Source organism: Psychrobacillus sp. Z3-81, assembly GCF_056620325.1.
Genome location: NZ_JBWQPU010000014.1, coordinates 58,025 through 76,372, shown reverse-complemented (window position 1 = coordinate 76,372; position 18,348 = coordinate 58,025). Strand labels below are relative to the sequence as shown.

Here is an 18,348-nt window from a genome sequence, read left to right as displayed (position 1 = left end):
CACTTCAGTCCTATTTATCCCGCATTAAGGGACTTTATTATGCGATTGGTCCGCCCTTTAAAGAAATGACCTCTGATACTGTACCAAATTTTTTAAAGTTGTCACGGAATGCTTGAGCGAGCTCTGCTGCTTTCTTATCGTAAGCTGCTTGATCCTCCCATGCATTACGTGGAACTAGCACTTCAGTTGGAACTCCTTCTACTTGAGTTGGAATTGCCAATCCGAAAACATCATCTTGAACAGTTTCTACGTCATTTAATTTTCCTTCAATTGCAGCACGCACCATTGTACGTGTGTATGATAGCTTCATACGGCTTCCTACGCCGTATTCTCCACCAGTCCAGCCGGTATTTACTAGGAAAACCTGTGCTCCATGCTCATCAATTTTCTTTCCAAGCATTTCAGCATATACAGTAGCATGCAATGGTAAGAAAGGTGAGCCGAAGCAAGTAGAGAATGCAGGCTGTGGAGAAGTGATTCCTCGTTCTGTACCAGCAAGCTTAGAAGTAAAGCCGCTTAAGAAGTGATACATTGCTTGTTCTTTCGTTAATTTACTGATTGGAGGTAACACTCCGAATGCATCAGCCGTTAAGAAAATAATTGTATTTGGATGACCCGCAACAGAAGGGTCTACTATATTATCAATATATTGAATAGGGTATGCTGCTCTCGTATTCTCAGTAAGTGAGTTATCTGCGTAATCAGCTACACGCGTATTCGCATCAACTACTACATTCTCTAAAACAGTACCAAATTTAATAGCATCATAGATTTGTGGCTCATTTTCACGAGTTAAATCGATACATTTTGCATAGCAGCCACCTTCGATGTTGAATACACCTTTATCAGACCAACCATGTTCATCATCACCGATTAATTTACGTCCAGCATCAGCTGATAACGTTGTTTTTCCTGTACCAGATAAACCGAAGAATAGGGTAACATCTCCTTGTTCACCAACATTTGCTGAACAATGCATTGGTAAAATGTTTTCTTCCGGCAATAAATAGTTCATAATAGAGAATATAGATTTTTTAATTTCACCAGCGTATTCTGTACCGCCGATCAGAACTACTCTCTTTTCCATGGAAACAATGATAAAAGTTTCGGAGTTCGTTCCATCTAAAGCTGGGTCAGCCTTAAAGTTAGGCGCGCTGATTACAGTAAAATCAGCTTTATGTGTAGAAAGCTCTTCGGAAGTAGGGCGGATGAATAACTGATGAGCAAACAAATTATGCCAAGCAAATTCGTTTATGACTTGGATGCTCAAGCGCGATTCAGGATCTGCACCAGCGAATCCATTAAATACGAAAAGTTCTTCTTGTTCTTTTAAATATTTCACTACTTTTATATATAAAGCTTCAAATTTTTCTGCGGAAATCGGTTGGTTCACAGGACCCCAATCAATTTTTGCTCTAGAGATAGGTTCATCCACGATATATTTATCTTGCGGAGAGCGACCAGTATATTTTCCGGTTTCTGCTTTCACAGCCCCGGTGGAAGTAAGTACTGCTTCTCCTCGAGCTGTTGCTTTTTCAACAAGCTCTGGCACTGATAATTGAAGGCAAATATTATTCCCGGATAACAATTGGGTCAGTTCACTCATAGTATCAATTGAATTCATGTGATATTACCATCCTTTTTTATATTTTCCCTCTACAGGTGGAGGTGGTTATCTGATATGTGAAATAGTATAACACATTTGACTATATAATCTATACTAATTAGCATAAAATTTTTAAACTGTGAAATTTTGGACAAAAATTATTGACTTCTATTTTATGTTTACGTATGATGATAAATTGAACGGATACTCTTATTCCGAGTCGGTGGAGGGATGTCAGGCCCTGTGAAACCCGGCAACCTGTAATACTATTATTACAAAGGTGCCCAACCTGAGACAAGGTATAGCCTTGATTGATAAGAGTGAAAGGTGTTTATGATATGAATCCCTTTCCTCATTGTTTATTTGAACATGAGTGAAAGGTTTTTTTATTTACATCGCCCTAAATCCTTGTGTGCCAAGTCCGAAACGGCTTCAAGTTTAATATAGGCTTGACATGGGAATGAGTACCGTATCAATTCCTGAGAGAAATCTCGCAGGATATAGGAGGAAAGCATTTTGACACAACGTCGATTATTTACATCGGAATCAGTAACAGAAGGGCATCCAGATAAGATTTGTGATCAAATCTCTGATGCTATTCTAGATGCAATTTTAGCAGAGGATCCTAATGCTCGTGTAGCTTGTGAAACTACCGTGACAACAGGACTTGTTTTAGTTGCAGGTGAAATTACCACATCTACGTACGTAGATATCCCTAAGGTAGTACGCACTACTATCAAAGAAATTGGATATACAAGAGCTAAATATGGTTTTGACTCTGAAACCTCTGCAGTGTTAACTGCGATTGATGAGCAATCTCCAGATATTGCTGCTGGTGTAGACCGAGCACTTGAGGCAAGAGAAGGCTCAATGTCTGATTCAGATATTGATGCGATTGGAGCAGGTGACCAAGGTCTTATGTTCGGTTATGCTTGTAACGAGACACCGGAGCTTATGCCATTACCAATCAGCTTAGCTCACAAGCTATCTCGACGATTAGCGGATGTTCGTAAAGATGAAACGTTACCTTATTTACGTCCAGACGGAAAAACACAAGTAACAGTAGAATACGATGAAAATAACAATCCAGTACACATAGATACAATTGTTATTTCTACACAGCACCATCCAGAAGTGACGTTGGAGCAAATCCAACAAGACCTGAAGGAGGTTGTAATCAAACCAATCGTCCCTGCTGAATTAATAAGCGATAAAACAAAGTACTTTATCAACCCGACTGGTCGATTTGTAATTGGTGGTCCTCAAGGGGATGCTGGATTAACAGGACGTAAAATTATTGTAGACACTTACGGTGGTTATGCACGTCATGGCGGTGGAGCATTCTCAGGTAAGGATCCAACAAAAGTAGACCGTTCTGCTGCTTATGCTGCACGCTACGTGGCAAAAAATATAGTTGCCGCTGGACTTGCAGATCGCTGTGAAGTTCAATTGGCTTATGCTATTGGTGTCGCTCAGCCAGTATCTATCTCTATAGATACATTTGGTACTGGTAAGATAACGGAAGCAGAGCTAGTAACATACATCCGTGAATTATTTGATCTTCGCCCAGCTGGTATTATTAAAATGCTTGATTTACGTCGCCCAATCTATAAGCCTACAGCAGCTTATGGACACTTTGGCCGTACAGACATCGATGCTCCTTGGGAGAAAACTGATAAAGCAGATGAGCTAAAGCAAAAGGCAGGAATTTAAAGAGAAAGAGACTTTCGTAACAGAAAGTCTCTTTTTTATTTAAGGAAAAATCATCATAATAGACAAAATGATAAATGTATATTTTTAGATTAGATATAGTGTATATACGTAAAGAATGCCTGTCCAATTACCACGCCATGTTTTCGCTTCTCTTATAGAAAGCTTATAAGAGTGATTTATAATATTTTCCTTTTTCTACGTATTCATTTATGATTCGATCCATATCTTTTTTGTCCTCATCATTTAATTCTCTTACGACTCTTGCTGGGTTTCCTAAAGCTAATGTATTTGGTGGTATTTTCTTGCCTGGAGGAACTAAACTTCCCGCGCCAATGAAAGCACCTTCTCCAATTTCAGCTCGGTCAAGAATGATAGAGCCCATTCCTATTAAAGCTCTCTTTCGAACAGTACACCCATGTAATGTCACCTGATGGCCGATGGTCGCTTCATCTTCAATAACTAAAGGATTATTTGGGCTTTGATGAAGACAGCTCAAATCTTGGATACTCACTCGGCTGCCAATAATTGTTGGAGCGACATCTCCACGAATTACTGAACCAAACCAAATAGAAGTGTCAGGACCTATCGTCACATCCCCTGTGATCGTTACATAATCAGCGATATAGGCGCTCTGGTCTATTTTTGGTTCCTTACCTTTAAATGGATAAATCATTTTTTACTCGCTCCTTTGTATTTTAGAATATAATTAATGGTATCAAACTAATAATTTTTCAACAATAATGAGGTGGTTGTCATGTGGAAATGGGAAGCAGAAGAAAAACCGAAAGCTGTCGTTGTGATTGTTCATAGCGCATATGAGCACCATAGAAGGTATGCATGGTTAATCGAAAAGCTAAGAAGCTCCAACTGCCATATTGTGATGGGGGACTTACCAGGACACGGAGAGCTCGTAAAGCCAGATGCTGTTCACGAGGAATCCTTTGATGAGTATTATGATTATATAAAAAAAGCACTGAAAGTTGCTTTAGAATATGATTTGCCTATATTTTTGTTAGGACATGGTCTTGGAGCCACATTAATAATGAAGGTTTTCAATAAGCTTGAAATAGAATGTGCTGGAGTTATCCTAACCTCTCCATGGTTAGAACTGAAAAAAACTCCACCAAAATGGACAAATGCATTGGCAAAGCTTTCTGTACAGCAAAAGATACATCATGATATTCATCTGAAGGAGCTTACAAGGAATTATGAGGTTTTTAGACTCCTGCAGGACGACCATGTCTATCGTTCTGTTATTACAAATGATTGGTATCGAGAGCTTCATTTGTTAATGAAAAGTATTCAGCATTCGACCGAATCGATTAAAAACATACCGATATTAATCATGACTGCTGAAAGAGATAAGATTATAGAAACGGCTCCTGTAAAAAGCTGGCTTAAGAAACAGGAACTTTCTGAATTTCAATGGAAGGAATGGAAGAACTGTTATCATGATCTGTACTTAGAACCAGAACAAGAAGAAATATTCGCTTATAGCCATTCCTTTATCGATAATGTACTACGTTCTATTGGTTATATTATCTAACTTGGTTCTATCAAACATACAACTAGTAAGCTAGTATTGCTCCAAAATAAAATCCTTGAGACTAGAGCGTCACAAGGAATCTGTCTAAAGTAGAAGAGGGTCTGCTCTTTAAGGAGTAGGAACCCTCTTTTTCATTGTTTCGTTATAATCGGTTGCTTCCATTAATGCTTTTTCCTCCGTAGGAATACGGACGGAAAGCATGGCAAAGTTTAAAAGAGTAAATAATATTGCTGTAAAATATGCTTGAAACATTAATGGTAATAAAAGAATCTCAGCACATACTACTACATAATTCGGATGGCGAATAAAGGAGTAGGGCCCCTTGGCTACTACCTTTGCTCCAGGCAAGATGATAATCTTTGTATTCCAAAATTGCCCTAGAGACATTAGACACCAAACTCTCATACCTTGCACTAAAACAAATAGGCCAAATAGATATGGGAAAATAGGGGATAAGCCTTTTTCCACCAACAGAACCTCTAGTAAGAGAGAAAGGAAAAAACTCACGTGCAGGGCTATCATGATAGGATAATGAGAGGCACCCACTTCATAAGCTCCTTTTGCTAGCATCCTTTTCTCATTCCTTTTTGCAATCACTACCTCAATAAGTCTTTGGAGAATTACGAATGAGAGAATGATAGTAAATATCATGCTAGTCCCTCCATTTCAATAGAACTGCTTCCCCGCAAAAACCAGGACCTAGTGCCACTAGTAATCCATGTTCTTCTGCAGGGATATCCTGCAACATGAACTGTTCTAAAACATACAGCACAGTAGGAGAAGACATATTTCCATGTTTTTTTAAAACCTCTCTAGAAACAGATGTCTGATTCGTGTGTAAGTGAAGTGTATCCTCGTATGCTTGAAGAACTTTCTTACCGCCTGGATGGGCAACGAAATGTTTAATCTGCTCACTAGATAACTGTTCTTCAGAAAGGAATTCACTCATAAAAGGGCCTAGCCATTTTGAAATAATGGAAGGAATACTTTTAGCAAAAACAACATGTAATCCACTATTTTTCACTTCCCAGCCCATCACGTCCTCGGAATCTGGCATCCATTTGGACGCAGTGTTCACAATTGAAGGTACAGGCTTCTTGAGTTTCACATCTGCTTCATCTCCGCAAACAAGCACACATGCTGCACCATCAGAAAATAGCGAAGCGCCAACGAGATTACTTTTAGAATAATCATTTGGTTGGAAGGTGAGGCTGCAAAGCTCTATGCAGACTACCAAAACCTTAGACGTTGGATGTGCCTTACAAAAATCGAAGGCTCTGCTTATTCCTGCAGCCCCGCCTGCACAGCCAAGTCCCCAGATGGGAATTCTTCTAACGCGGTCTGAAAAAGGAAGTACATTCATTACGCGAGCATCGATACTTGGTGTAGAAATCCCTGTACTGCTAACAAATATGATGGCATCTATATCTGTTGTAGCGATTGGATCTTGTAAAAAAGTATTATTTTGTAGGCAGCTACTGATAACCTCACTGCTGTATCTAGTTGCAAGCTTTACATACTCGGCATTTCTTTCCTCAAATGAATGCTCTTCTTTATGCCAGTCAAGTGGTACGCAGAAATTTCTTGTTTCTATTTCGCCATTTTTAAATACTCTTAATAATCTATCAAGCTGAGGAACCTTCTCCGAAAAAAGCTCTTTTGTTAATTCCTCAATATTTTCCTGCTTTAAAGTATAGGGGGGATTATATGTACTAACAGAAGCAATTTTGGGCATGGTATTCTCCTTTTATGTTAGTTTCCCCGCTCTAATTCCAAATATGCTTATTTAGCTTTCATTTTTTCAAGGGCTATAATGAAAGGAGGGTCATTTGCTTGATTTAAAAACTGGTAGCATAACACATGGACATAAGATTGGGGTAGTTTCTGAACAAAAGATAATAATTCCTCTTTTTCCTCTTTACCACCTTCATGTCCATGATAAACTACTAGGACAATTAAACCGCCAACCTTTAGTAAATCTAAAATCGTAGATATTGCCTCAATAGTAGAAGAACCCTTCGTTATGATTTCATGATTACTTCCTGGTAGATAACCTAAGTTAAAAATCGCTCCTGCAACTTCCTTCTGTACATAATTCCCCACTTTTTCATGCCCGTCTTGTATAAGTGTGACACGTGAAGTTAGATTAGCTTGAGCAATCCTTTCGGCAGTGGCCTGGATAGCCTGTGCTTGGATATCAAAGGCAAAAACTTGTCCAGTATCTCCGACAAGTTCTGCTAAGAATAAGGTATCGTGCCCATTTCCTGCTGTTCCATCGATGGCTATATCTCCCGCAGAGATGGTAGTGCTTAATAATTCTTTTGCAAAGGGTAAAATTCTTTTTAGCTTCATGTTGTGGCACCATTCTTTTTATAGTATTTTCCTTGATAACTGTCTCTTCGTTTAAGCTCCGCATCAATTCCATTTAATACTTCCCATTTGTTTACACTCCACATTGGTCCAATCATTTGATCGATTGGTCCGTCTCCTGTTATACGCTGAACAACCATAGTTGGAGGGATAACCTCTAGCTGGTCGGCAACGAGCTGAATGTAAGCATCTTTCTCTAAAAATTCAAGCATCCCTTTTTCATATTGTTTCACCATCGGAGTTCCTTTTAATAAATGAAGTAGATGGATTTTGATCCCTTGCACATCTAACTTTGCAACCTCTCTAGCTGTTTCCATCATCATTTCTCTATCCTCCATAGGAAGTCCATTTATGATATGGGTGCAGATAGAGATATTGTGCTTGCGTAATTTATCAACGCCTTCTTTATAGGTTTGATAATCGTGTGCTCGGTTTACTAGTGCAGCTGTCTTTTCGTGAACAGTTTGTAAGCCTAGCTCAATCCAAAGGAAGGTTCTTTTATTTAACTCAGCTAAGTATTCCACCACGTCATCCGGTAAACAGTCAGGTCTAGTCGCTATGGATAATCCGACAACTCCATCCAAAGCTAATGCAGCTTCAAATTTTTCTTTTAGGACAGGCAGAGGTGCATGCGTATTTGTGTATGCCTGGAAGTATGCAATGTATTTTCCGTTCTTCCATTTTTCATGCATTTTTTCTTTGATTTTTTCAAATTGAACTGGAATAGGATCTACACGATCACCGGCAAAATCACCGCTTCCTGCTACACTGCAAAATGTACATCCGCCATATGCCGCCGTGCCATCTCTATTTGGACAATCAAAACCGGCATCAAGGGCCACTTTAAATATTTTCATTTGAAATTGGTCTCGTAAATAACGGTTCCATGTATAATATCTTTTTCCATCTGAAGGAAAAGGGAATAAATTATTTGTCATCTTCTTTCACTCCTAACAAGCCTATTTTACCATGGAAATCGGCATTTTAGATTTCCATATTGATGTGCCTGTAAAAAAGGAATACAATAGCTTGAGCATCATTAGAAAAGAGGGAAATAGATGCCAAAAGTAGTCTGGCTTTTGATTATAGGGATGTTCATCAATACTACTGGTAATTCTTTTTTATGGCCTTTACATACTATTTATATGCATGATTATTTAGGGCAGAGTTTAACTACCGCAGGCTTTGTGTTAATGCTTAACGCGGGAACCGGGGTTATTGGAAACCTGATTGGTGGTTTTTTATTCGACAGAATTGGTGGTTTTCGAGCGATTATAACCGGAATTGTTTTGTCTGTGCTCGCTCTCATCGCTCTAACATTCTGGAATGGTTGGCCAGAGTATATTTGGCTTATTGCTATTCTTGGCTTTAGTGGTGGACTTATATTCCCGAGTATGTATGCCATGGTAGGGAGTATATGGCTGGAAGGAGGAAGAAGAGCATTCAATGCCATTTATCTAGCGCAAAATGTGGGAGTAGCAATAGGCCCTGCTTTAGCTGGTGTAGTTGCTGCAAATAATATAAAGCATATCTTTCCAGCTAACTTGCTTTTCTACGTGCTATTTTTTATTATTGCTTTTCGGTACTATCGAAAAATTTCAGTGCCAGATTCTAAATCTACAACCATGCTTCCTGAAGAAAATAGTGTGAATCTAAAGGCACCGTTATATGCAATGGTAATCGTCACATTTGGTTATATGCTGACATGGCTGGTATACGTTCAATGGACCTCTACTATTTCCACTCATATTACTGATTTGGGAATCTCCTTAAATGAGTATAGTTTGCTATGGACAGTAAATGGGGCTTTGATTATTCTTCTTCAGCCGGTGATTAAGCCTATTATTAGCAGAATGGAAGGACAGTTAAAGTCTCAAATGGTACTAGGACTTATTATTTTTATGGGTTCTTTTATCGTCGTTGCTTACGCAGATAGCTATAATATGTTTGTCACGGCAATGGTCATCCTCACTGTAGGGGAATTATTTATCTGGCCAGCAGTTCCTACTATAGCTAGTCAGCTGGCACCAAAAGGCAAGGAAGGTTTTTATCAAGGAATTGTGAATAGTATGGCTACAGTAGGAAGAATGATTGGGCCAATGGTAGGTGGTGTGTTGGTAGAAGCCTACGGTACGCAGGCTATGATCCTTATCCTAACAAGCCTTGTTCTTATTTCTATTGCTACAAGCCTTTTATATGATTTACCTCTTAAGAAACGTGCTGAGTAGCGTGCGTTTTTTTAGGGGAAACGTTTATGCGGAGGGGGATGCAATTTTTTGGAAGTGAGAATTGTATCAGTAAAACAATTTGGGGATATAAGGATACGTGGAATTGAAATGATCGGAGAGACAGGATGACAAAGAAAAAGAAGATGGATGGGTTTTTAAAGAAGTGTTAGAAGAGATTGGTGGTACTATCATTTTTGGAATAAGTGGAATATTATCATCTTTATCCCTAGAATTCTCGTTCGCGCGATTTCAAAAATATGGTGAGTGTATGTATGCTGGTAAGAAAAAGAGCTGAGAACTAAAATTCTCATCTCTTTTTTTAATGCTACTTATCATTTTCTGTCGACCAGCCTAACCTTGGATTAAGCAAAAGTGAGAGGTGTTTTTCCAGTGTTCTTCCAATACTAGCGATTTCGGGAGTGATACGTGCGGTTGGCAGGTGGTTACTTGCGTTCGTCTCGTATTTACTTGCGAAACCAAGGAAAATACTTGCGAAAGTCAATACTCTGTCTATCGCTCCTGGTTTGTTGCTTATCTTTTTATTTCCAGATTTATTACGATTTGCGTAATTGTGCTATTTTTGAGAATATAATAGAGTAATATATTTATTTTACGAAGGGGGACTGTACGATGAAACCTATTTATTCATCAGCTCGCGAAGCTGTAGAAGGGATTCAGGATGGTATGACGTTAATGGTAGGAGGCTTTGGGTTAGTAGGTATTCCAGAGCAGCTTATTTTAGCGTTAGTGGAGAAGGGTGTAAAAGATTTAACGGTAATTTCGAATAACTGTGGAGTAGACGATTGGGGTCTAGGATTGCTCCTTAAAAATAAGCAAATAAAAAAGATGATAGGCTCTTATGTTGGGGAAAATAAAGAGTTTGAACGCCAAGTTATTTCCGGGGAAATTGAAGTAGAGCTTACTCCTCAAGGTACATTAGCTGAGAAGATTCGCGCTGGCGGAGCAGGAATTCCAGCATTTTTCACACCTGCAGGAGTTGGAACTGTTGTAGCTGAGGGAAAGGAAATCCGTCAGTATGATGGGAAAGAGTATGTCCTAGAGGAAGCACTAAAGGCTGACTACGCATTAATTCGAGCTGCGAAAGCAGATAAATTCGGGAATTTAATTTACAACAAAACTGCACAGAATTTCAATCCAATGATGGCTGCCGCTGGGAAAATAACTATTGCAGAAGTAGAGGAAATCGTGGAAACGGGAGATTTGGATCCTGCGCACATACATACACCTAGCATTTACGTACAAGGATTGCTACAGGCAAAACAGGAAAAAAGAATCGAACGTTTGACAACACGTTCATAAGGGGGAGATTCTAATGAATACACGTGAGAAGATTGCAAGAAGAGCAGAAAAGGAAATTGAACACGGAAATTATGTGAACTTAGGAATCGGTATTCCAACATTAGTTGCGAATTTTATTTCTCCAGATAAAACAGTGGTGCTTCAATCTGAAAATGGTCTATTGGGGATTGGACCATATCCAACAGAAAATGAAGTGGACCCTGATTTAATCAATGCTGGTAAGGAAACAGTTACAACAATTCCTGGCTCATCCTTTTTCTCTAGCGCTGAATCGTTTGCGATGATCCGTGGAGGACACGTAGACGTTGCCATTTTAGGTGCCATGGAGGTTTCCGAAACAGGAGATTTAGCTAACTGGATGATTCCAGGAAAAATGATTAAGGGAATGGGAGGCGCGATGGATTTAGTGCATGGTGCAAAAAAAATCATTGTCATTATGGACCATTGTGCGAAGGATGGCTCTCCTAAAATTAAAAAAGAATGCTCTTTGCCTTTAACAGGTAAAGGAGTAGTGAATAAGATTATTACAGAACGGGCAATGATAGAAGTGACAGAGGCTGGCTTGGAATTGAAGGAAGTATTTGAAGGCTACTCTATTCAGGATATTGTCGATGCTACTGAAGCAGAGCTAATCGTAAAAGATGTTAAGGAGAATGTAGCTATATAGAATAATTATATAGTCCCCCGTTTTCCATCTTGTAGCTCAAGGTCAGGACCGACTTGCTGAACTCCATTTGGGTGTCGGAGTTTCCATCTTGCACTTTTCTTTTATGGGCTATCTTGTATTTTCCATCAATATCGATTACAATAAATCACAATAATATGTGACTGAGAGAAGGAATAGTAAATAATACTCGTTTCTTTAGAGAGCTGACGGATGGTGCAAGTCAGTGGAGCGGATTATTGAACTCGCCTTGGAGTCTGTGTAGGTGAACTTATAGTAGCCTATACCGTTTTCCGCGTTAAGGAAACAAGTTGAGTGAAGCATATTCACTAATTTGGGTGGTACCGCGTGAGTATATCTCTCGTCCCTTAGTTTTAAGGGGCGAGTTTTTTTATTTTCACGTAAATAGAAGTGGCTCAACGAAAACGTGGGCTTAATTCAAGGAGGAAGACATATGAGCTTTAATCATGAAGCAATCGAAAAAAAATGGCAACAGTATTGGAAGGATAATAAAACCTACAAAATGACGGACGATCCTTCTAAACCGAAATTTTATGCGTTAGATATGTTCCCATATCCATCAGGTGTTGGTCTACACGTTGGGCATCCACTTGGCTATATCGCAACTGATATTCTAAGTGCATACAAAAGAAAGCAAGGCTATAATGTCCTTCATCCAATGGGCTGGGATGCGTTTGGTCTTCCGGCAGAACAATATGCGATTGATACAGGAAATGACCCAGCAGAATTTACTGCAAAAAATATCGCTACCTTTAAGCGACAAATGACCGATTTAGGATTTTCGTATGACTGGGACAGAGAAGTAAATACAACAGACCCATCCTATTACAAATGGACACAATGGATTTTCATCCAGCTTTACAAAAAAGGATTGGCTTATGTAGACGAAGTGCCAGTAAACTGGTGTCCTGCTTTAGGAACAGTTCTTGCAAACGAAGAGGTAATCGATGGAGTTTCTGAGCGAGGCGGTCACCCAGTAGAACGTCGTCCAATGAGACAATGGGTGCTTCGTATTACTGCCTATGCAGATAGATTATTAGAGGATTTAGATGACCTTGATTGGCCAGAAAGTCTGAAAGAAATGCAACGAAATTGGATTGGACGTTCAGAGGGGGCAGAAATCACATTCGAAGTAGCAGATACAAATGAAAGCTTTGTAGCATTTACAACTCGTCCAGACACAATTTTCGGTGCCACATATGCAGTGCTTGCTCCTGAGCATAAACTAGTGGACGTAATTACAACGCCAGAGCAAATGGAAGCTGTTCAAGCATATAAGGACCAAGTAAAAATGAAGAGCGATTTAGAAAGAACAGATCTTGCGAAGCATAAGACAGGTGTGTTCACAGGTGCTTATGCGGTAAATCCAGTGAGCGGAGAGAAAATGCCTATCTGGATTGCTGACTATGTGTTAGCTTCTTATGGAACTGGCGCTATTATGGCTGTTCCTGCGCACGATGAGCGTGACTATGAATTTGCTAAGCAATTCGATTTACCGATTGTAGAGGTAGTTTCTGGTGGTAATGTTGCAGAGGCAGCTTATACAGAGGATGGAACGCTTGTAAATTCTGATTTCCTAAATGGCTTAAACAAGGAAGAAGCTATTGCGAAAGCGATTGAATGGTTCGAGGCTAATGGCAAGGGTGAGAAGAAGGTTACGTATCGTCTACGTGACTGGTTGTTCAGCCGTCAGCGTTATTGGGGAGAGCCTATTCCAATTATTCATTGGGAGGATGGTACTTCAACAGCAATCGATGAATCAGAATTACCATTAATGCTACCTGTGACAAATGATATTAAACCAAGTGGTACAGGTGAATCTCCACTTGCAAATATTACGGAATGGGTAAATGTAGTAGATCCTGTTACAGGGAAAAAAGGACGTCGTGAAACGAATACAATGCCTCAGTGGGCAGGAAGCTGCTGGTACTACCTACGCTATATCGATCCACACAATGACGAAAAGCTGGTAGATCCTGAATTAGCAGAACGCTGGTTACCAGTTGATCTTTATGTAGGAGGAGCAGAGCATGCAGTACTTCATTTGCTATACGCTCGTTTCTGGCATAAATTCCTTTATGATATCGGCGTAGTAAAAACAAAAGAGCCGTTCCAAAAGCTATTCAACCAAGGAATGATTCTAGGCGAAAACAACGAGAAAATGTCCAAGTCTAAAGGGAACGTAGTGAACCCTGATGATATCGTGAAGAGCCACGGTGCAGATTCCCTACGCTTATATGAAATGTTCATGGGACCACTTGATTCTTCGAAGCCCTGGTCTACTAACGGCTTAGATGGAGCACGTCGCTTCTTAGATCGTATTTGGCGTTTGTTTGTAAACGAGGATGGAACATTAAGCGCGAAAGTAACAGATTCTTCCTCAGAGAATATGGAGAAGGCATATCACCAAACAGTCAAGAAGGTAACAGAAGACTATGAGGCAATGCACTATAACACTGCCATTTCTCAAATGATGGTATTCATCAATGAAGGATATAAAGCAGAAAAAATCTCCAAGGAGTTTGTAGAAGGCTTTGTGATTCTTATTTCTCCAATCGTTCCTCACCTTGCAGAAGAGCTTTGGAGCATTTTAGGGCACGAAGAGTCTATCTCTTATGTGGCATGGCCAACATATGATGAGTCTAAGCTAGTGGACAATGAAGTGGAAATCCCTGTACAAATTAAAGGGAAAGTACGTGCGAAGTTAGTGGTTGCGAAGGACGCTTCCAAAGAAGAGCTAGAAAAATTGGCATTGGAATCTGAACAGGTTCAGCAATGGATTGATGGGCAAGAAGTGAAGAAAATTATTGCAATCCCAGGGAAATTGGTTAATATCGTAATCTAATATTGATAATCGGCGGTGAGAAAATGTATTATTTTTTCACCGTCTTTTTATGCTTAAAGAACTTTGTTGGTTCTACAATATTTGTTGGGGTATTCTCACAAATTCGTATAAAAAGTACAAGATCCTACTTAATTTATTCTGACTAGATTCCTTAGTGAACAAATCTCCAAAAGAAACCGTCTTATTAAATACGTGGGGGAGCCTTAATAGAAATGGGGAGACAGGAGTGAAATGGCTATACAGTAATTGGTTTGACAGGATTTTTATGATATTGGCTTGCCTAACACTGATTTGGTTTATTATTGGATTTATTTTTATAGGGGGGTATATTTTTTTATTGTTGCTAGCAGAGGTTTTATAGGAAAATGAATCATAAGAGAGGAGAGCATTTCTATCTGGGAAGAAGTGCTCTCCGAACAATAAAACTAAACGTTCAATTTGCTTCTAGCCATTTCCTCAAGTAGATTCTTCATCAATTGATCCCCACCTGCTGTACCAATGGATTCTGGGTGAAATTGAAGTCCGCATACCGGATATTTTTCATGCTTTATTGCCATTATTTCATTATCGTCTACCGCTTTTGCAAGAATCGTGAACTCTTTTGGTAAGGATGCTTCCTCAATAATAAGCGAGTGGTAGCGCATTACTTGAAGTGAATGGAGAAAATGGTCTCCATGTAAGATCGATTGCTTTCCATGCTTGATGGACTGAGACCTAACAATGTTTGCTCCAAAGGCTGCCCCAATTGCTTGATGTCCAAGACAAATACCGAGGATTGGATATTGCTGATGTAGTGTTTGAATCAGTTCTATACATATCCCAGCACTCGAAGGTTCACCTGGCCCGGGGGAAAGTACAATTACCTCGGGTGTGAGCTTGTGAATCTGCTCCATGGTAATCTCATCATTGCGTATAACTTTTACCTCTTTTCCAAGACTGCTGATTTGCTGGTAGAGATTGTAGGTGAAGGAATCATAATTATCAATTAAGAGAATCATTGAAACACCTCCAATAATGCTTTTGCTTTGTGAAGGGTTTCGTTGTACTCACTCTCTGGGTCAGAGTCATAGACGATACCGGCGCCGGCCTGGACATGTGCCATGTTGTCCTTCACAATCATTGTACGAATAGCCAATGCCATATCCATATCACCTGATGAGGAGATATAGCCTACCGCTCCAGCGTAGACTCCACGTTTTATTGTTTCGAGCTGGTTAATAATCTGCATAGCACGTATTTTGGGAGCTCCTGACACGGTTCCAGCTGGCAAGCAGGACGTTAATACATCTAGGGGATGACTCTCCTGTTTTAGCTTGCCTGATACCTCTGAAACAATATGCATTACGTGCTTATAGCGTTCGATTTTCATATATTTCTCTACCTGAACAGAGCCTATTTCAGAGATTTTTCCAATATCGTTCCTGCCTAAATCTACTAGCATTCGATGTTCTGCTACTTCTTTCTCGTCCGCTAAAAGCTCCTCGGCTATTCTTTGATCTTCTACAGGTGTTTTTCCACGTGGCTTCGTTCCGGCGATAGGGTTCGTGATAACACGATTATCCTTTACCTTTACTAAGCTTTCTGGAGAAGTCCCTAAAATAATGTAGTCCTCAAAGTCCATATAAAACATATATGGAGAGGGATTCGCGGTCCTCAGCTGCCTATATAAGCAAAAGGAGTCTCCGGTAAACGGAGAGCTAAATCGTTGGGAGAGAACGCCTTGAAAAATGTCTCCACGGCAAATATGTTCCTTTACAGTGTCAACCATGTGGAGAAACTGGCTTTTCTGCATCTGCGGTTGAAAATGTAGAGATGGTCTTTCATTTTCCAAGAACGATTCGGCTGATTGAAGCTGTTGAATAATTTCCTCCACAGATGCATTCATTTCTTCAAAATCTCTGCCGTCTTGAAATAGGTCAATTGCGGCAATTGTTATCGTTAACGTTAGATGGTCAAAAATGATGAATGTATCATAAAACAAGACATGGATATCTGGCATCTGGAGAGGGTCTACTAGCTGTTCTCCGATATCCTCGTGATAAAAGGCATATTCATAGCCAAAATAGCCGATTGCTCCCCCGAAAAAGGGGAAGGGATACTTTTCTTGATGAATTGGTATGACTCTTTTTAATTCTTCTACGATCGATCCTGGATGATGGGAAGTATGACCATCTTGGTCGACTAGTGAGAAGCCGTCTTCTGTCCCGATGATTTCTCTTATAGGATTTAATGCAATAAACGAATACTGGCCACTTTCCTCATGCTTCGCATGGGATTCAAATAACACCTTCTTTTTTCCCTTTACCTTTAAATAAAGGGAAACAGGAGTATCAGCATCCCCTTGTATTTCTCTACTTACAAAATTCCTCGTCTCTACTAACATGTCTCATCTCTCCTCGTCTCAGCTAAATAAATACAAAAAAGGCCCCCTGTCAAAAAGGACGGGGAGCCGTGGTGCCACCTTTATTGATTACATTTGTAATCCACTCATTTGCGATTGTTCGCTTGTCTTTAACGCAGACCTACGCTAAGGCATACTGATTTTCCGCCCGAGAACTCAGAAGTCCATTCAGCAAATGCTCTGTACTGACTTACACCATCCATCAGCTCTCTAAGACATTGCAAAAGCCTACTACTCTTCGTCATTGTTATTACCAAACATTCTACCTTAAATAGTTTCAACATTCAATCAATTTAGCGGCACTCATTCCTGCAATTTTTCCAGTTACTAAAGCAGAAGTGATGTTATAGCCACCAGTATAGCCATGTATATCAAGGATTTCGCCACAGAAGTAGAGGCCCTTCTTTTTCTTTGAAGCCATTGTCTTAGGCTCAATTTCTTTTACAGAAACTCCTCCGCCTGTCACAAACGCTTTTTCAAGAGGCTGTGTACCGTTTACCTGCACTTTAAATTGTTTCAGAAGATTTGCTAATACTCGAAGCTTTTCATGAGAAAGATTTTGACTATCTTCGTTTTCTGGGATACTTGCTTTTTCTAATAAAAAGAGAAGCCATCTTTCTGGCACGATACCTTTCCAAACATTTTTCACTGCCTTTTTAGGCTCTTCCTTCATTGCTTTTAATAGTGTTTGAAAGGTTTCCTCCTCATTTAAATGTGGGAGACTATCAATTCGAACATTCACTGGTGCTCCATTTTTCTTTATTTCCTTCACAACAAATTGACTGCAGCGTAAAATCGCGGGCCCACTTAATCCGAAGTGAGTAAAGAGCATGTCCATTTGATGGGTAATAATTGCTTTTCCTTTTTTATTTAACACGGAAACAGCGACATCTCTTAGGGCAAGGCCTTGCAGCTCTTTGGACTTGATAAAAGGCTCACTGGAAAGGAGGGGAACTTCAGTAGGATAAAGATCTGTTACTGTATGTCCTGCTTTTTCTGCCCAAGGATAGCCATCTCCAGTAGAACCTGTTTGTGGAACAGCTTTTCCGCCAACCGCAACAACGACTGCTTTTGCTGTAATTTCTTCTCCTGTACTAAGACGTACTCCTAATATTTTTTCGTCATTCATTAGCAGTTTAGAAACAGGGGAGTTAAGCTTTACTTCTACGTTTAATCTTTTCATCTCGTTTAAAAGCGCATTTACGACATCCATTGCCTTATTGGATACAGGGAACATTCTTCCGTGATCCTCTTCCTTAAGAGGTACTCCTAAATTCTCAAAAAACTCAATAATATCTTCATTATTAAAGACAGAGAAGGGACTAAATAAGAATCGTCCATTCCCAGGGATATTTTTTACGATTTCCTCTTGTGGTAATCTGTTGGTCACATTACAGCGACCTCCACCAGAGATTGCAAGCTTTTTTCCAAGCTTGTTTCCTTTTTCAAGTAATAAAACCTTTTTCTGTTCTGCTCCAGCAGCAGCTGCGGCCATTAGTCCCGAGGGACCCCCGCCAATAATAATAACGTCATACATAGTAATTATTCACACTTTCATTTTTTCTTTATTATACATGATTGTAGTTTTGGATAGACAGTTGTAAACTGTTAGATAGACATTTTATAGGATTGGA

15 protein-coding genes, 1 riboswitch and 2 other annotated features are annotated in these 18,348 nt (G+C 39.7%); of the genes, 6 read left to right on the top strand and 9 right to left on the bottom strand.

Annotated features, from left to right (window positions below):
• Positions 1 to 37 precede the first annotated feature (37 nt).
• Positions 38 to 1,624 (bottom strand): phosphoenolpyruvate carboxykinase (ATP), encoded by a 1,587-nt coding sequence (gene pckA / locus AC1ECF_RS14455; RefSeq protein ID WP_480390141.1) that lies wholly within the window; start codon positions 1,622 to 1,624, stop codon positions 38 to 40.
• A gap of 189 nt (positions 1,625 to 1,813) precedes the next feature.
• A riboswitch (SAM riboswitch) is annotated at positions 1,814 to 1,927 on the top strand.
• Between the two features lie 192 nt (positions 1,928 to 2,119).
• Here pckA and metK point away from each other — a divergent pair.
• Positions 2,120 to 3,319 (top strand): methionine adenosyltransferase, encoded by a 1,200-nt coding sequence (gene metK / locus AC1ECF_RS14450; RefSeq protein ID WP_480390157.1) that lies wholly within the window; start codon positions 2,120 to 2,122, stop codon positions 3,317 to 3,319.
• A gap of 163 nt (positions 3,320 to 3,482) precedes the next feature.
• Here metK and AC1ECF_RS14445 read toward each other — a convergent pair whose 3' ends face one another.
• Entirely contained in the window at positions 3,483 to 3,992 is a 510-nt protein-coding gene (locus tag AC1ECF_RS14445) for a gamma carbonic anhydrase (RefSeq protein ID WP_480390140.1), read from the bottom strand.
• A gap of 81 nt (positions 3,993 to 4,073) precedes the next feature.
• Between AC1ECF_RS14445 and AC1ECF_RS14440 the strand changes: the two genes are divergently transcribed.
• Positions 4,074 to 4,865 (top strand): alpha/beta hydrolase, encoded by a 792-nt coding sequence (locus AC1ECF_RS14440; protein ID WP_480390139.1) that lies wholly within the window; start codon positions 4,074 to 4,076, stop codon positions 4,863 to 4,865.
• A 108-nt stretch (positions 4,866 to 4,973) separates the two neighbouring features.
• Here the strand turns inward: AC1ECF_RS14440 and AC1ECF_RS14435 are convergent, their stop codons facing one another.
• From AC1ECF_RS14435 to mnmL, 4 genes are read right to left on the bottom strand one after another with little or no spacing between them, the layout of a single operon-like run.
• The gene (locus AC1ECF_RS14435; protein WP_480390138.1) at positions 4,974 to 5,516 is read right to left on the bottom strand and encodes an isoprenylcysteine carboxyl methyltransferase family protein; all 543 of its coding nucleotides are present in this window, start codon (positions 5,514 to 5,516) and stop codon (positions 4,974 to 4,976) included.
• A gap of 1 nt (position 5,517) precedes the next feature.
• The gene (locus AC1ECF_RS14430) at positions 5,518 to 6,600 is read right to left on the bottom strand and encodes a type III polyketide synthase (protein ID WP_480390137.1); all 1,083 of its coding nucleotides are present in this window, start codon (positions 6,598 to 6,600) and stop codon (positions 5,518 to 5,520) included.
• A 47-nt stretch (positions 6,601 to 6,647) separates the two neighbouring features.
• Positions 6,648 to 7,217 carry a tRNA 5-(aminomethyl)-2-thiouridylate-methyltransferase MnmM gene (mnmM, locus tag AC1ECF_RS14425; RefSeq protein WP_480390136.1) on the bottom strand — a complete coding sequence of 190 codons (570 nt, stop codon included), beginning with the start codon at positions 7,215 to 7,217 and terminating at the stop codon, positions 6,648 to 6,650.
• Positions 7,214 to 8,173: a tRNA modification radical SAM protein MnmL/YtqA gene (mnmL, locus tag AC1ECF_RS14420; RefSeq protein WP_480390135.1), complete on the bottom strand. Its 960-nt coding sequence runs from the start codon at positions 8,171 to 8,173 to the stop codon at positions 7,214 to 7,216. Before mnmL ends, mnmM begins: the two co-directional genes overlap by 4 nt.
• A gap of 120 nt (positions 8,174 to 8,293) precedes the next feature.
• Between mnmL and AC1ECF_RS14415 the strand changes: the two genes are divergently transcribed.
• The 4 genes from AC1ECF_RS14415 (at position 8,294) to leuS (ending at position 14,313) form a co-directional block, all read left to right on the top strand.
• Positions 8,294 to 9,463, top strand: a complete 1,170-nt coding sequence (locus AC1ECF_RS14415) for an MDR family MFS transporter (RefSeq protein ID WP_480390134.1) — start codon at positions 8,294 to 8,296, stop codon at positions 9,461 to 9,463.
• Between the two features lie 630 nt (positions 9,464 to 10,093).
• A complete protein-coding gene (locus tag AC1ECF_RS14410; RefSeq protein WP_480390133.1) occupies positions 10,094 to 10,783 on the top strand; it encodes a CoA transferase subunit A in 690 nt (229 codons plus the stop codon).
• Positions 10,784 to 10,796: 13 nt separating this feature from the next.
• The gene (locus AC1ECF_RS14405) at positions 10,797 to 11,450 is read left to right on the top strand and encodes a 3-oxoacid CoA-transferase subunit B (protein ID WP_480390132.1); all 654 of its coding nucleotides are present in this window, start codon (positions 10,797 to 10,799) and stop codon (positions 11,448 to 11,450) included.
• Between the two features lie 154 nt (positions 11,451 to 11,604).
• Positions 11,605 to 11,819 (top strand) — a binding site (T-box leader).
• 82 nt (positions 11,820 to 11,901) lie between these two features.
• Positions 11,902 to 14,313 (top strand): leucine--tRNA ligase, encoded by a 2,412-nt coding sequence (gene leuS / locus AC1ECF_RS14400; protein WP_480390131.1) that lies wholly within the window; start codon positions 11,902 to 11,904, stop codon positions 14,311 to 14,313.
• A gap of 425 nt (positions 14,314 to 14,738) precedes the next feature.
• On the opposite strand, the gene AC1ECF_RS14395 is transcribed toward leuS, so the two are convergent.
• From AC1ECF_RS14395 to AC1ECF_RS14385, 3 genes are all read right to left on the bottom strand, one after another.
• Positions 14,739 to 15,311 carry an aminodeoxychorismate/anthranilate synthase component II gene (locus AC1ECF_RS14395; protein ID WP_480390130.1) on the bottom strand — a complete coding sequence of 191 codons (573 nt, stop codon included), beginning with the start codon at positions 15,309 to 15,311 and terminating at the stop codon, positions 14,739 to 14,741.
• On the bottom strand, positions 15,308 to 16,696 hold the full coding sequence (gene trpE / locus AC1ECF_RS14390) for an anthranilate synthase component I (RefSeq protein WP_480390129.1): 1,389 nt from the start codon (positions 16,694 to 16,696) through the stop codon (positions 15,308 to 15,310). Before trpE ends, AC1ECF_RS14395 begins: the two co-directional genes overlap by 4 nt.
• Before the next feature lie 51 nt (positions 16,697 to 16,747).
• Positions 16,748 to 16,968 (bottom strand) — a binding site (T-box leader).
• A gap of 23 nt (positions 16,969 to 16,991) precedes the next feature.
• Entirely contained in the window at positions 16,992 to 18,251 is a 1,260-nt protein-coding gene (locus tag AC1ECF_RS14385; RefSeq protein WP_480390128.1) for a BaiN/RdsA family NAD(P)/FAD-dependent oxidoreductase, read from the bottom strand.
• Positions 18,252 to 18,348: the final 97 nt, after the last annotated feature.

Excerpts from the sequence above, each read along its gene's own strand:
- mnmM (WP_480390136.1), bottom strand. The coding sequence starts at position 7,217 with ATGAAGCTAAAAAGAATTTTACCCTTTGCAAAAGAATTATTAAGCACT.
- AC1ECF_RS14445 (WP_480390140.1), bottom strand. The coding sequence starts at position 3,992 with ATGATTTATCCATTTAAAGGTAAGGAACCAAAAATAGACCAGAGCGCC.
- pckA (WP_480390141.1), bottom strand. The coding sequence starts at position 1,624 with ATGAATTCAATTGATACTATGAGTGAACTGACCCAATTGTTATCCGGG.
- AC1ECF_RS14405 (WP_480390132.1), top strand. The coding sequence starts at position 10,797 with ATGAATACACGTGAGAAGATTGCAAGAAGAGCAGAAAAGGAAATTGAA.
- trpE (WP_480390129.1), bottom strand. The coding sequence starts at position 16,696 with ATGTTAGTAGAGACGAGGAATTTTGTAAGTAGAGAAATACAAGGGGAT.
- AC1ECF_RS14385 (WP_480390128.1), bottom strand. The coding sequence starts at position 18,251 with ATGTATGACGTTATTATTATTGGCGGGGGTCCCTCGGGACTAATGGCC.
- AC1ECF_RS14410 (WP_480390133.1), top strand. The coding sequence starts at position 10,094 with ATGAAACCTATTTATTCATCAGCTCGCGAAGCTGTAGAAGGGATTCAG.
- AC1ECF_RS14430 (WP_480390137.1), bottom strand. The coding sequence starts at position 6,600 with ATGCCCAAAATTGCTTCTGTTAGTACATATAATCCCCCCTATACTTTA.
- AC1ECF_RS14415 (WP_480390134.1), top strand. The coding sequence starts at position 8,294 with ATGCCAAAAGTAGTCTGGCTTTTGATTATAGGGATGTTCATCAATACT.
- AC1ECF_RS14440 (WP_480390139.1), top strand. The coding sequence starts at position 4,074 with ATGTGGAAATGGGAAGCAGAAGAAAAACCGAAAGCTGTCGTTGTGATT.
- leuS (WP_480390131.1), top strand. The coding sequence starts at position 11,902 with ATGAGCTTTAATCATGAAGCAATCGAAAAAAAATGGCAACAGTATTGG.
- AC1ECF_RS14395 (WP_480390130.1), bottom strand. The coding sequence starts at position 15,311 with ATGATTCTCTTAATTGATAATTATGATTCCTTCACCTACAATCTCTAC.
- AC1ECF_RS14435 (WP_480390138.1), bottom strand. The coding sequence starts at position 5,516 with ATGATATTTACTATCATTCTCTCATTCGTAATTCTCCAAAGACTTATT.
- mnmL (WP_480390135.1), bottom strand. The coding sequence starts at position 8,173 with ATGACAAATAATTTATTCCCTTTTCCTTCAGATGGAAAAAGATATTAT.